The following is a 12,175-nucleotide window of genomic DNA, read 5'->3' on the forward strand; positions in this document are numbered from 1 at the left end:
CACGGCGGGGCGCGGGCGTCTCCGGGAGTGTCCGGGAGCCGTTGTCAGTGGCCGGGTGCAGACTGGCCCGTATCCGCGACAACGGCGTCCTGGAGGTTGGCAGTCATGCCCGACGTACTCCTCACCGTAGGCACCCGCAAGGGGCTCTTCATCGGCCGCAGGCACGACGGCCGATGGGAGTTCGACGATCCGGCCTTCACCGCGCAGGCGGTCTACTCGGTCGCCATCGACACCCGCGGGCCGACCCCGCGGCTGCTCGTGGGCGGGGACAGCGCCCACTGGGGGCCGTCCGTCTTCCACTCCGACGACCTCGGCAGGACCTGGACCGAGCCGGCGCGGCCGGCCGTCGCCTTCCCCGAGGACACCGGCGCCTCCCTGGAGCGCGTCTGGCAGCTGCACCCGGCACCCGCGCACTCCCCCGGCGTCGTGTACGCGGGGACGGAGCCGGCCGCGCTCTTCCGGTCCGCGGACGGCGGGGAGTCCTTCGAGCTCGTCCGCCCGCTGTGGGAGCACCCGACCCGCTCCCAGTGGGTGCCGGGCGGGGGCGGCGAGGCCGTGCACACCGTGGTGACCGACCGGCGCGACCCGGCGGCCGTCACCGTCGCCGTGTCCACCGCCGGGGTGTTCCGCTCACGGGACGGCGGCGCCGCCTGGGAACCCTCCAACAAGGGCGTGTCGGCGGTGTTCCTGCCGGATCCGCACCCGGTCTTCGGGCAGTGCGTCCACAAGATCGCCCAGGACGCGGGGAACCTCGACCGGCTCTATCTGCAGAACCACTGGGGCGTCTTCCGCAGCGACGACGCGGGCGCCGGCTGGACGGACATCGGCTCCGGTCTGCCGTCCGACTTCGGATTCGCGGTCGCCGCGCACCCGCACCGCCCGGACACCGCCTATGTCTTCCCCATCACCGCGGACTCCGACCGGGTCCCGGCCGGCCGCCGGTGCCGGGTCTACCGGACGACCGACGCCGGAGCCACCTGGGAGCCGCTGAGCCGGGGCCTGCCCGAGGGCGACCACTACGGCACGGTGCTCCGGGACGCGCTGTGCACGGACGACGCGGATCCGGCGGGCGTCTACTTCGGCAACCGCAACGGCGAGGTGTACGGGAGCGCCGACGACGGCGACAGCTGGCGACTCCTCGCCGAACACCTGCCGGACGTGCTGTGCGTGCGGGCGGCGGCGATCTGAGGCACGGCTTCCCGCGGCCCTGACCCGATCCGGCGGCCTCCTCCGTACGGAGGAGGCCGCCGGATCGGGTCAGGGCAGGCGCCAGTCCACCGGCTGGGCGCCCTGCTCCAGGAGGAGTTCGTTGGCGCGGCTGAAGGGACGGGAGCCGAAGAAGCCGCGGTCCGCCGACATCGGGGACGGGTGCGCGGACTCGATCGCCGGCAGGTTGCCGAGGAGCGGGCGGGCGTTGCGCGCGTCGCGGCCCCACAGGATCGACACCAGCGGCTTGCCCCGGGCGGCCAGCGCGCGGATCGCCTGCTCGGTGACCTCTTCCCAGCCCTTGCCGCGGTGGGCGGCCGGCTTGCGCGGGGCGGTGGTCAGCGCCCTGTTGAGGAGGAGGACGCCCTGCCGGGTCCAGGGGGTCAGGTCGCCGCTCGACGGCCGGGGCATCCCGAGGTCGGTGTGCAGCTCCCGGAAGATGTTCTCCAGGCTGCCCGGCAGCTGACGGACCTCGGGCGCGACGGCGAAACTGAGCCCGATCGCCATTCCCGGAGTCGGATAGGGGTCCTGACCCACGATCAGAACCCGCACGTCGTCGAAGGGCTGCTGGAACGCCCGCAGTACGTGCTGTCCGGCCGGCAGATAGGTCCGGCCCGCGGCGATCTCCGCCCGCAGGAAGTCACCCATCTCCGCCACGCGGCCCGCCACGGGGCTCAGAGCCTCCGCCCAGCCGGGCTCCACCAGTTCCTTCAAAGGTCGCGCTGTCACGGTCCGTCACTCTACCGGCCTACTGTGACACCCCGTTTCGACCGCTGTCCCGGGCCACCCGCAGGGGGCCTTGCCCCTAGACTCCGCCCACTCCCCCGCCCCACTCGTCGCGAGGACGGTGCACCATGACCCCTTTCCTCCCCATGGCTTCCGTGAACGATCCTTCCGGTGCGCTGGTCGTCGGTGTCGACTCCGGGGGTTCGGGACTCCGGATCGCGCTGGCCGAGGCGGTGAGCGGCGCCGTGCTCGACACCCGCGCGTCGCGCGAACCGGTGCGGACCGGCCCCGGCGGCATCTCCGCCCGGCACTTCCTCGACCAGGTCCTGCCCGCCGTCCGGTCCCTGACGGAGCCTCACGGCGCGCGGCCGGTCGTCGCCGCGGCCGTGGGCGCCGCCGGGATGGCGACCCTCGGGGACGAACTGCGGGCCGAGCTGCCGGGTGCCTTCGCCGAGGCCTGGGGCGTACGGCGGCTCGCGCTGGCGGCCGACGCCGTCACCGCGTACGCCGGTGCGCTCGGGCAGCGGCCGGGGGCCGTCGTCGCCGGCGGTACGGGGATGATCGCGCTCGGCACGGACCTGACGTCCTGGCGGCGGGCCGACGGCTGGGGCCACCTCCTCGGCGACTGCGGCAGCGGTGCCTGGATCGGCCGGGCGGGCCTGGAGGCGGCCATGCGCGCGTACGACGGGCGGCGGGGCGGTTCGGCGGCGCTCCTGGCCCGGGCGGAGAAGCTGTTCGGTCCTGCGGCCGGCCTGCCGGGCGCGCTCTACCCCCGCACCGACCGGCCCGCGGTGCTCGCCTCCTTCGCCCCCGAGGTGGGGCTGTGCGCCGCCGAGGACCCGGCGGCGGCGGACATCCTGGCGCGGGCGGCCCGGCACATCGCCGAGGCCGCCGAGGCGGCGTGCCCGGCCGGGGCGGGGGCGCTGGTGGCGCTGACCGGCGGCCTGTTCAAGATGGGCGCCCCCCTGCTCGTACCGCTGCGCGCGGCGCTCGGGGAGCTCGTCCCGCAGGCCCGGACCGTGGACCCCGCGGGGGATCCGCTGGCCGGCGCCGTCGCGCTCGCGGCGGCGCTCGCCACCGGCACGCTGCGGCTGCCGGAGGACCCCGCCCTGCTGCGCCTGTTCGGCGAGGACGCTCCGCGAGCGGCCTCATCCGCCCAGGTGGGAGGCGGTGCGTCGACCCGCGGCGAAGGCGGGGACCGCATTCCGGACGCGCCATTGGGGGGACATAGAGGGGCAGAAGGCGCATGATCGTACCTCAGCCGACGCCGCCCCGGGCGAAACCAGTAGCATGCGGCGCCATGAGCTCCCCCACTGGGCCTGCTTCCGGCCTGCCTGTACGAATGCCTCGACCCCGTCAGTCCGGGCGGCACCGTCGCCCCGAACCCGCGGCGGCGCCCGAGGGCGCTCCCGCACTGGTTCTCGCTGTGCCCGGCGTGCCGTCCGCCGCCATACGCTCGCTGGCCGAAGAGGTCGTGAGCATCGCCCGTTCCGAGCTGCCCGGCCTCGACGCCCTGATCGGCTTCGTCGAGGGCGACGACAGCGAGTACCCCTCGCTCGCGGCCGTGCTGACGGCCGCCGCCACGCTGCGCACCGAGCGGTACGAGCTGGCCGTGGCCGCCGGCCGCGAGGTCAGCGCCCCCGCCGGCCCCGCCTCGGTCGTCGTGCCGCTGCTCGCGGGTCCGGACAGCGCGCAGACGCGCCAGGTCCGCCAGGCCGTCATGGACGCCGGCAACACCGCCGAGCTCACCGATGTCCTCGGCCCGCACCCGCTGCTCGCCGAGGCGCTGCACGTGCGCCTCTCCGAGGCGGGTCTGGCCCGCGCCGACCGCGCCCGGCTGTTCACGGTCGCGACGGCCGCCGACGGCATCATCCTCGCCACGGTCGGCGGCGACGAGGCCGTGCAGGCCGCCGGGATCACCGGCATGCTGCTGGCCGCTCGTCTCGCCGTGCCCGTCATCGCCGCCGCGCTGGACCAGGAGGGTTCGATCGCCTCCGTCGCCGAGCAGCTGCGCGGTTCCGGTTCGGAGCAGCTCGCGCTCGCCCCGTACCTGATCGGCCCCGAGCTGGCCGACGGCCTGCTCGACGAGGCCTCGAAGGAGGCCGGCTGCGCCGCCGCCGAGCCGCTGGGCGCCTACCCGGCGATCGGCAAGCTCGTGCTCTCGCAGTACACGGCCGCGCTCGGCATCCCGCCTCAGCAGCCGCAGGGCGCGCCCTCGCTCTGAGGCCCGCCACCCCGCCCGTACGTCGAAGGGCCCGCACCGGATGTCCGGCGCGGGCCCTTCGGTGTGTCGGCGTACGGTCTCGCGGGGCTGGGGCCCGGCCTCAGCCGAGGACGACGCAGGAGGCGGCGGGGGCCTCGACGGAGCCCCCGCGCACGGGGATCCCGGTGTCGGGGTCGAGGGCGAACCAGGTGACGTCGCCGGAGCGCTCGTTGGCGGCGTACAGGTGCCGGCCGGACGGGGCGAGGGTCAGGTCGCGGGGCCAGGTTCCGCCGCAGGGCACGGTGGCGACCAGGGTGGCCTTGGCCCCGTCGGGGTCGAGGGCGAGCACGGCGAGGGTGTCGTCCCCGCGCACGGCGGCCCAGAGGAAGCGCCCGTCGGGGGCGACGACGACCTCGGAGGGGTAGCTGGGTCCTGCGGTGCCCTCGGGGACGACGGGGGTCTCGCCGAGCGGTTCGAGGACGCCGGCGTCGGCGTCCCAGCGGCAGACGGTGAGGGTGGGTTCCAGCTCGTTCAGGACGTACGCGTGCGTGCCGGCCGGGTGGAAGGCGAGATGGCGCGGTCCGGTGCCGGGGCGCAGCGCGGTCTCGCCGTGGAGGGTGAGGGCCCCGGTGCCGGGGTCCAGGGCGCAGATCCGTACGGAGTCGGTGCCGAGGTCCACGCTGACGATCCAGCGGCCGCTGGGGTCGGGCAGCACCTGGTGGGCGTGTGGGCCGGCCTGCCGGGAGATGACGGGGCCGCTGCCCTCGTGCCGGAGGACGGTCGTGGCGGGGCGGGCGGTGCCGTCGTCGTCCAGGGGCAGGGCGGTGACGCTGCCGGAGGTGTAGTTGGCGGTGAGGAGGTGCCCGGCGGCGAGGGCGAGGTGGGTGGGTGCCGCGCCGTCGACGGGGACGGGCGCGCCGAGGAGCCGGGGTTCGGGTCCGCTGACGTCGAAGGCGGCGACGGCCCCCGCGCCGGTCTCGGACACGGCGTGCAGCACGGGGCCCGCGAGGGCGAGGAACGAGGGGTCGGCGAGGGCGTCACTGCCGCCGGTGACGGTCAGCGCGCCGGTCTCCGCGTCCACGTCGGCGGCGAGGACTCCCCGCCCGCCCGCCGAGGTGAAGGAGCCGATGTACGCCCGTACGGCGCTCCGGTCCCGAACCGTCCCTGTGCCGCCCACGGCGCCTCCCCTGTCTCCGTGGCCGGTCGCGGTCGACCGGCCTGCGTCCGGCCGACGGTAGCAGGCGGTCTAGACCAGAGAGGGTGGGCGGGCCGAAGCGGGGGGTCGGGCGGACTGGACGGGCGGGCGCGTCGGCAGGGTCCGCGGCGATGCCGAGGTGGCCGGGGCGCGCCGGGGATCGCCGCAGACGTGCTGGGGAGTGGCGGGGTCACGCCCTCGGGACGCGCGGTGGGCGTGCCCGGGACGTGCCGCAGACGTGCCCGGGATACGCGGGGGGGGCGCGCCGGAATCGTCAGGGGCGGACGAGCAACGAGCCCGGCGGCGTCCGCAGCGGTTCGTCCAGCGCGGCGAGGAGCTTCTCCAGACCGCTGACGTGCCCGAGCGCCGCCTGACCGGCGGCCGGGGCGACGGCACCGTCCGCCGCCACCCGCTCCGCTGCCTCGCGGCCACCCCGGGGCGTCGTCAGCCGCTCCACCGCGGCCTCGACGCGCCAGCAGGCCGCGGCGAGGCGGGCGTCGTGGCTCGCGGCCGGGTCGGCCGCCACGGCGGCGAGCCCGCGCACCTCGTCGGCGCACTCGTCGAGCAGCGCCAGGACCCGCCGCGCGCGGGCCTTCCTGCCGCGGAACGGGCTCAGCGGGTGGACCAGCGGGGCGAGCGAGAGCCGTACGCGTCCGAGCAGCAGCTCCAGTTCGGCGGCGTGCGGGGTCGGGTCGGCGTCCTCGTCACCGGACAGGCGCCGCAGCGAGGCGGAGGTCGCCGACCGCACGCCCTGGAGCGCCCGCTGGATCCAGGCGTCGTTGATCGCGTGCGTGGTGACCGGGAGGATGAGCAGCACGGCGAGCGCCGCGGACACCGCGCCCACGGCGGTCTCCTCCAGGCGGAGCACCAGCAGCGCCGGATCGAGCACGCCGAGGAGCCCGTAGAGCAGACCCGCCATCACGGTCACGGCCAGCATCATCCAGCTGTACGAGACGGGCGCGGTGTAGAAGATCCCGAAGACGCAGAGGGCCACCAGGGCGGCGGTGGGGACGACGGCCCCGTCGAGCGGGATGGCGACGACCATGCCGACGGCGATGCCGATCACCGTGCCGAGGACCCGGCGGAAGCCGCGTACCAGCGTCTCGCCCCGCGACACGGTGTTGACGAAGATCCACCACGTGGTGCCGACGGCCCAGTACCAGCGGTCCTCGGAGAGCACCTGGCCGATCGCGAGCGCCACGGCGCACGCGGCCGCGGCCTGGATCGCCTGCCGGGTGGTCACCCGCGAGAGCCCGGCGCCGGGCAGCGGGGTCGGCGCGGCGGGCGGAGGCGTACGGCGTTCCAGCGGCCACAGGAGGAAGCGCACCGCGCCGGCGGCGGCCAGGGCGATGGCGACGGCCGCGTACAGCTCGGGGAGCTGCCCGGGGACGGCGTGCAGGAACTGGGTGGTGAAGAAGTTCATGAACGCGAAGATCCCCAGCGCGTGGCCGCGCGGGCCCCAGCGCCGGGCGTAGACCCCGCAGAAGACGACGGCGAGGAAGGCGATGTCCCGCAGCAGGGTGATGTCGTGCAGCGCGGTGGCGAGGGCGAGGACGGGGAAGCCCGCGGCCGGGAGGAGCAGGGTGGTGACGGCCTGCGCGCGGACGGTGGAGTCCATCACGGTGAAGAGCGCGAGCAGCGCGGCGAGACCGCCGGTGATCGACGCGGTCAGCGAGAGGCCGGCGAGCTCCGCGAGCGCGACGGCGAGCGCGATGCCCAGGACGGCGCGCAGCGAGTTCTTCAACCTGACGTGCCCCGGATCCGGTGCCACGAACATCCTCTTCACGGCTGTGAACCGCCCCCTCGTCTTGCCTTCCGCCCTGCGCACGGCGTCCCGGGGTGGTGGGAGCTCGTGGACATGACGAAGGCGCCGCGGTCCGGACCGGCCTCGTCGCCGCCCCGGCGCTGCGCGGCGCCGAAAGTACCTGGATACACCAAGGAAACCATCCATGGTGCCTCTGGCTCAACTCACGGCCCGTCGGGTGGGCCATTGGCCCAGTGAAGGGCGGACCCTGTCGGCCGTCCGGCGGCCAACGGACCACCCCGCCTTCCTCGTGTCGCCGTCCCTGCCCGGTCACCTCTGCCGGTGAGCCGTGCCACGCCCGCGCGGCCCGGCTCACTCCTGACTCCGGCCCTCCAGGCCCTGAAGAGCGTCGGCGGCCTGCGCGGCGGCGCGGCGGGCGTCCCGCAGGGCGTGCTCCGCGGTCGTCACCGCCTTGCCGGCCGTCGTGGACGCGGTCCTCGCCTCCTGCCGGGCCTTCCGGCCGTCGTGCAGCTCGCGCTCCAGGCGGCTGATCAGCTCGGCCGCCTCCTCGGCCGCCTCCGCCGCGGCCTGCCGCGCGTCGCGGGCCTCGGCGAGCTCCCGCTCGCGCCGGCCGACCTCGCCGTCGGCTTCCTCCGCCGCCGTACGGGCACCTTCGAGCTCGCGCAGCCGCCGCGCCGCCTCACCGCGGGCCGGCTTCTTCTTCGGCGCCGGCTGCTCGGCGGCCTCGGCCGCCTCCTCGCTCTCGGTGGTCTCGGCGGCTTCGGTGGTCTCGGTGGCTTCGGCCGCTTCGACGGCCGGGGCCTGACGCGCGGGTACCGCACCCGGCGCGACCGCGGGGAATCCGACCACCGCTTCGGGCGTCTTGACGAGTCGGCCCCTCGACCACTGGTCTGCCACGTCCTGGTCGGCGAGAACCCCGTGCAGCGTCTGCTCGATCTCGTGCAGCACGGTGTCACTCACGGACAGCCCCGCTTCTCCCGCGAGCGCTCCGGCCGTACGGGCCAGGGTGGTGATCAGCTGCTGCCGCTGCCCGCTCGCCGCCCGCAGCTGCTCGGCGTCGAGCGTCCGGTGGGCCTCCCTCAGCGTCTCCCCCAGGGCCAGGAACTGCTGAGCCTCCCGCTGCCGCTGCCGGGCCAGCCGGTTCGCCGCCCACGCGGCGAGCGACGGGCGCCGCAGGGCGGCGATGGCCTTCGCCGCCCTCGCGTCCTTCGCCGCGCGCGCCCGGGCGACGTACGTGTCCCGCGCGGCCACGAACTCCGCCGGCCTCAGGCCGTACAACTCCTCGGCGACTTCCTCGACGTCCACGCCGCCCACTCTGCGCCGATCGCGCGCGGGGGCCGGGATCCCGCTCGCCGCCTCCGCCGGATGCCCGGTCCGATCACCCACTCGGGCGGTCCTGGAAGACGGCCGCGCGCTTCCCCCGGCCGTCTCCACTTCCGGTCCGGCGTGCGCTTCACCCCGTCATCGCGCCCTCCCCGACGGCCTCCAGCGGGCTCAGGGACGCCGCCCGGCGGGCCGGGACGGCCGCCGCGGCCACGCCGATCGCCAGGGAGCCGAGGCACACGAGGAGCAGCGTGCCCCACGGCAGGACCAGGGCGTAGCCCTCCAGCGCGCCGTTGGCCAGGGCCCCGACCGCCCAGGCCCCGAAGAGCCCTCCCGCAAGGCCGAGGAGCGTGCCGAAGGCGGCGACGGTCACCGATTCGAGACGGATCATCCGCCGGACGCCGGCGCGGTCCATGCCGATCGCGCGCAGGACGCCGATCTCGCGGGTGCGTTCCGAGACCGACATGGCCAGGGTGTTGACGATGCCGAGCAGGGAGATCACGGCGCCGATGGCGAGGAGCCCGTACATCAGGGTCAGGAGCTCGCCCATCGCGCCGGCGGCCTCGTCGACGACGGCCTGCCGGTCCTTCACCTGGACCAGCGGGCTGTTGCCCGTGGCGTTACGCAGCCGGTCCTCGACGGCGTCGGAGACCGTGCCGCCGTCGGTGCGGACGAGGATCCGCTGGACGGTGTCCGGCAGGAGGCTGTTCCGTCCCACCTCGGCGCGGGCGCCGAGCACGTCCCCCGCGGTGGGGTAGTCCTGGTAGACGCCGACGACCGTGTACGGCGCGAACTGCTGGTTCCGGCCGAGTGCGGCCTTGATCCGGCCGCCGACGCTCACGCCCTGTTCCCGGGCGACGCTGTTCGACACGGCGATCCGGCCGGGGCCGAGGTCCTTCAGGGAGCCGCTGACGAAGTCGAGCCGGTCAGGAGAGGGCGGGATGACCCCGTGCGCACCGTCGCCCGTCACTGCGGGCGGGCCGGTTCGATGGTCGATCACGCGCTCCCCGATACACGGCGGATACATGTCCTGTGGGGATGCCAGGGATGCCAGGGACGTCAGGGGCATCCCGTCAGCGCACCGCCCGCACTGTCCGCCGGCTCAGTCCTCCGCCAGCGCGCGCGTGGCCGGGCCCTGCAGGACGCTGCCGTCGGCCGCGAAGCGGGAGCCGTGACAGGGGCACTCCCAGGTCTGCTCGGCCTCGTTGAAGCCCAGCTCGCAGCCCATGTGGGTGCAGCGGCGTGGCGTCCGGAAGCCGGCCACGTAGTGGCGCGCCACCGTGGAATGCTGCCGTACGACCCCGGGTACCTCGCGTACCGGCAGGTGGCGGCGCGGGTCGACGAGTTCCGTCCAGGCCGGGCGCGGCGCGCCCGTCACGTGCGCGGCCAGCAGGCGGCCGGCGGCGACGCCGCTGCTGAGGCCCCATCCGCCGAAGCCGGTGGCGACGTAGACGTGCTGGGTGTCCGGGTGTTCATGGCCCACACAGGGCATCCCGTCCGGTGTGTGGACGTCCTGGGCCGCCCATCGGTGGATCTCCGCCGCCCCGGCGAAGCCCGGCAGGTGCCCGCGTGCCCAGGCCTCCAGGCTGTCGTACCGCTCGGGCACGCCCCCGCTGCCCGGCTCGAACGCCTCGCCCGCCACGATCAGCAACCGCCGGCCCTCGCCCAGCGGAGCCGGACGCACCGACCGGGCGCCGTCGTCGAACGTCACGTACATGCCGTACGGGGCATGGCGTTCGTCCACGGCCGCGGCGACGACGAGTTCCCGGCGCACCGAGAGGCGCACCAGGAGACTGCTGTGGCAGCGGAGCGGGAAGTGGGTGGCGAGGACGACGTCCCGGGCGTGGACAGCGGCTCCGCCCTCCGCCGTGAGGCGGCATTCGGCGCCGTCGTGGAGCTCGGTGACGCGCGTGCCCTCGTGGAGGCGGCCGCCCCGCGCGACGAAGTCGTCCGCCATGCCGAGCACGAACCGGCGCGGGTGGAACTGCAGCTGGTCCTCCACCTGCACGGCGGCCACGACCGGGTACGGGAGCCCCGTGTCCGTCACCGTCGTCGCCCGCAGGCCCGCCTCCGCGGCTGCATCCGCCTCCTCGTGGATCTCGGCCGCACTGCCTTCGTCGACGGTGTACGTGAACGCCGGCCGGTGTTCGATCCCCGCGTCGACGCCCAGCTCCGCGCAGTCCCGCGCCACCCGGCACAGGGCGTCCTCCTGGGCGTCGGCGTACAGGGCCGCGGACTCCGGGCCCCGCTGGCGGCGCAGCTGTGCGTAGCAAAGGCCGTGCAGGGAGGTCAGTTCACCGGCGGCGTGCCCGGTCACGCCGGTCGTGATCCGGTCGGCTTCCAGGAGGACCACGTCGGCCCCCGCGCGGACCAGTTCCCGGGCGGTGCACACTCCGGCGACACCGGCCCCCACGACGGCCACGTCGGCGGAGAGATCACCGTCCGGGGGCGGGTGCGCGGCGCCGGGCGGCGGCGCCGACGCCATCCAGTACGAGTTCCCGGATCCGCGTCGCATGATCGCTCCTCTCCGCGGGTGCCCGGCGGACGGCACGCGGTGCTCCTCCTCGGGAGATACCCGGAGGCACCGGGCTCAGTCGCTCTCCGGCCACCGCGGTGTGCCCGCGGGGCACCCGGAGGAGCGGATTCCGTACCGGAATGAAACGATTCCGAACCCAGGCACCGAACCCAGGCATCCCGTACCGGGCCGAAGGAACCGAGGAGGGCCACCGCGTATGGCCGTGGACGAGCTCGACACCCGGATCCTGCGGCTGCTCATCGAGCAGCCGCGGACGAGCGTGCGTGAGTACGCGCGGATCCTGGGCGTGGCGCGGGGCACCGTACAGGCGAGGATCGACCGTCTGGAGCGCGACGGGGTGATCACCGCGACCGGTCCGGTCCTCTCTCCTGCCGCACTGGGGCACCCGGTGCTCGCCTTCGTCCACGTCGAGGTGACCCAGGGACACCTCGACGAGGTCGGCGACGCGCTCGCGGCCGTGCCGGAGATCGTGGAGGCCTTCTCCATCACCGGCGGCGGCGATCTGCTCACCCGGGTGGTCGCCCGCGACGCCGGGCATCTGGAGGACGTCATCCAGCGGCTCATCCAGCTGCCCGGGGTGGTCCGCACCCGGACCGAGATCGCGCTGCGGGAGCGAGTGGCCCACCGGCTGCTGCCGCTGGTCGAGGCGGTCGGACGGCGATCGGATTCCGCCTGAATCACAGGACTTGCCCCGCTCGGCGAGATATGCGCACTTTCCTTGCATATGCGAGCCTCGGGGGCGTAATCTCTCGCACATGCAGTCCTACACCATCGGGCAGGCGGCGCGCCTGCTGGGCGTGAGCCCCGACACCGCACGCCGCTGGGCCGACGGCGGCCGGTTCGTCACCCATCGCGACGAGAACGGCCGACGCCTCATCGACGGCCGCGACCTGGCCGCGTTCTCCGTCGAGGTCGCGCAGAGCGCTCAGGGCGACGAGGACATGGCGTACACGTCGGCGCGCAACGCGTTCCCCGGCATCGTCACGGCCGTCAAACTCGGCGACATCGCCGCGCAGGTGGAGATCCAGGCGGGTCCGCACCGGCTCGTCTCGCTCCTCACCCGTGAGGCCGTGGAGGAGCTGGGGCTAGAGGTCGGCATGCAGGCCACCGCCCGAGTGAAGTCGACGAGCGTGCACATCGACCGCGTCTGATCCGGTCCGCCCCCTCCGCCGGCACCTCCACCGGCACCTCCGCCCTCGCCTCCGGCGGCACTCCGCCCGC

At 75.2% G+C, this 12,175-nt stretch carries 11 protein-coding genes; 5 read left to right on the top strand and 6 right to left on the bottom strand.

The annotated features are described in order from the left end of the window. Positions 1-105: 105 nt before the first annotated feature. Entirely contained in the window at positions 106-1,188 is a 1,083-nt protein-coding gene (locus ACIP8Z_RS03985; protein WP_402078357.1) for a WD40/YVTN/BNR-like repeat-containing protein, read from the top strand. A gap of 69 nt (positions 1,189-1,257) precedes the next feature. Here the strand turns inward: ACIP8Z_RS03985 and ACIP8Z_RS03990 are convergent, their stop codons facing one another. Beyond that, a complete protein-coding gene (locus ACIP8Z_RS03990; RefSeq protein WP_402078359.1) occupies positions 1,258-1,935 on the bottom strand; it encodes a uracil-DNA glycosylase in 678 nt (225 codons plus the stop codon). Positions 1,936-2,078: 143 nt separating this feature from the next. Between ACIP8Z_RS03990 and ACIP8Z_RS03995 the strand changes: the two genes are divergently transcribed. Then, positions 2,079-3,182: a BadF/BadG/BcrA/BcrD ATPase family protein gene (locus ACIP8Z_RS03995; protein ID WP_402078918.1), complete on the top strand. Its 1,104-nt coding sequence runs from the start codon at positions 2,079-2,081 to the stop codon at positions 3,180-3,182. Positions 3,183-3,232: 50 nt separating this feature from the next. Then, a complete protein-coding gene (locus ACIP8Z_RS04000; protein WP_402078362.1) occupies positions 3,233-4,156 on the top strand; it encodes a sirohydrochlorin chelatase in 924 nt (307 codons plus the stop codon). A 100-nt stretch (positions 4,157-4,256) separates the two neighbouring features. Here the strand turns inward: ACIP8Z_RS04000 and ACIP8Z_RS04005 are convergent, their stop codons facing one another. From ACIP8Z_RS04005 to ACIP8Z_RS04025, 5 genes are all read right to left on the bottom strand, one after another. After that, positions 4,257-5,312 carry a lactonase family protein gene (locus ACIP8Z_RS04005; protein ID WP_402078364.1) on the bottom strand — a complete coding sequence of 352 codons (1,056 nt, stop codon included), beginning with the start codon at positions 5,310-5,312 and terminating at the stop codon, positions 4,257-4,259. 292 nt (positions 5,313-5,604) lie between these two features. After that, positions 5,605-7,107 carry an FUSC family protein gene (locus ACIP8Z_RS04010; RefSeq protein ID WP_402078920.1) on the bottom strand — a complete coding sequence of 501 codons (1,503 nt, stop codon included), beginning with the start codon at positions 7,105-7,107 and terminating at the stop codon, positions 5,605-5,607. 339 nt (positions 7,108-7,446) lie between these two features. After that, complete coding sequence (locus tag ACIP8Z_RS04015) at positions 7,447-8,400, bottom strand: hypothetical protein (RefSeq protein ID WP_402078366.1); 954 nt, start codon at positions 8,398-8,400, stop codon at positions 7,447-7,449. Positions 8,401-8,548: 148 nt separating this feature from the next. After that, complete coding sequence (locus ACIP8Z_RS04020; protein WP_402078369.1) at positions 8,549-9,418, bottom strand: ABC transporter permease; 870 nt, start codon at positions 9,416-9,418, stop codon at positions 8,549-8,551. A 102-nt stretch (positions 9,419-9,520) separates the two neighbouring features. Continuing rightward, a complete protein-coding gene (locus tag ACIP8Z_RS04025) occupies positions 9,521-10,933 on the bottom strand; it encodes an FAD-dependent oxidoreductase (protein ID WP_402078372.1) in 1,413 nt (470 codons plus the stop codon). A 217-nt stretch (positions 10,934-11,150) separates the two neighbouring features. Between ACIP8Z_RS04025 and ACIP8Z_RS04030 the strand changes: the two genes are divergently transcribed. Together ACIP8Z_RS04030 and ACIP8Z_RS04035 are read left to right on the top strand one after the other, a co-directional pair. Further along, positions 11,151-11,630 (top strand): Lrp/AsnC family transcriptional regulator, encoded by a 480-nt coding sequence (locus ACIP8Z_RS04030; RefSeq protein ID WP_383860661.1) that lies wholly within the window; start codon positions 11,151-11,153, stop codon positions 11,628-11,630. Between the two features lie 79 nt (positions 11,631-11,709). Further along, positions 11,710-12,105 carry a molybdopterin-binding protein gene (locus ACIP8Z_RS04035; RefSeq protein WP_402078375.1) on the top strand — a complete coding sequence of 132 codons (396 nt, stop codon included), beginning with the start codon at positions 11,710-11,712 and terminating at the stop codon, positions 12,103-12,105. Positions 12,106-12,175: the final 70 nt, after the last annotated feature.

Origin of the sequence: Streptomyces sp. NPDC088553 (genome assembly GCF_044752965.1) — a bacterium.
In the GTDB taxonomy this organism is placed as follows: domain Bacteria; phylum Actinomycetota; class Actinomycetes; order Streptomycetales; family Streptomycetaceae; genus Streptomyces.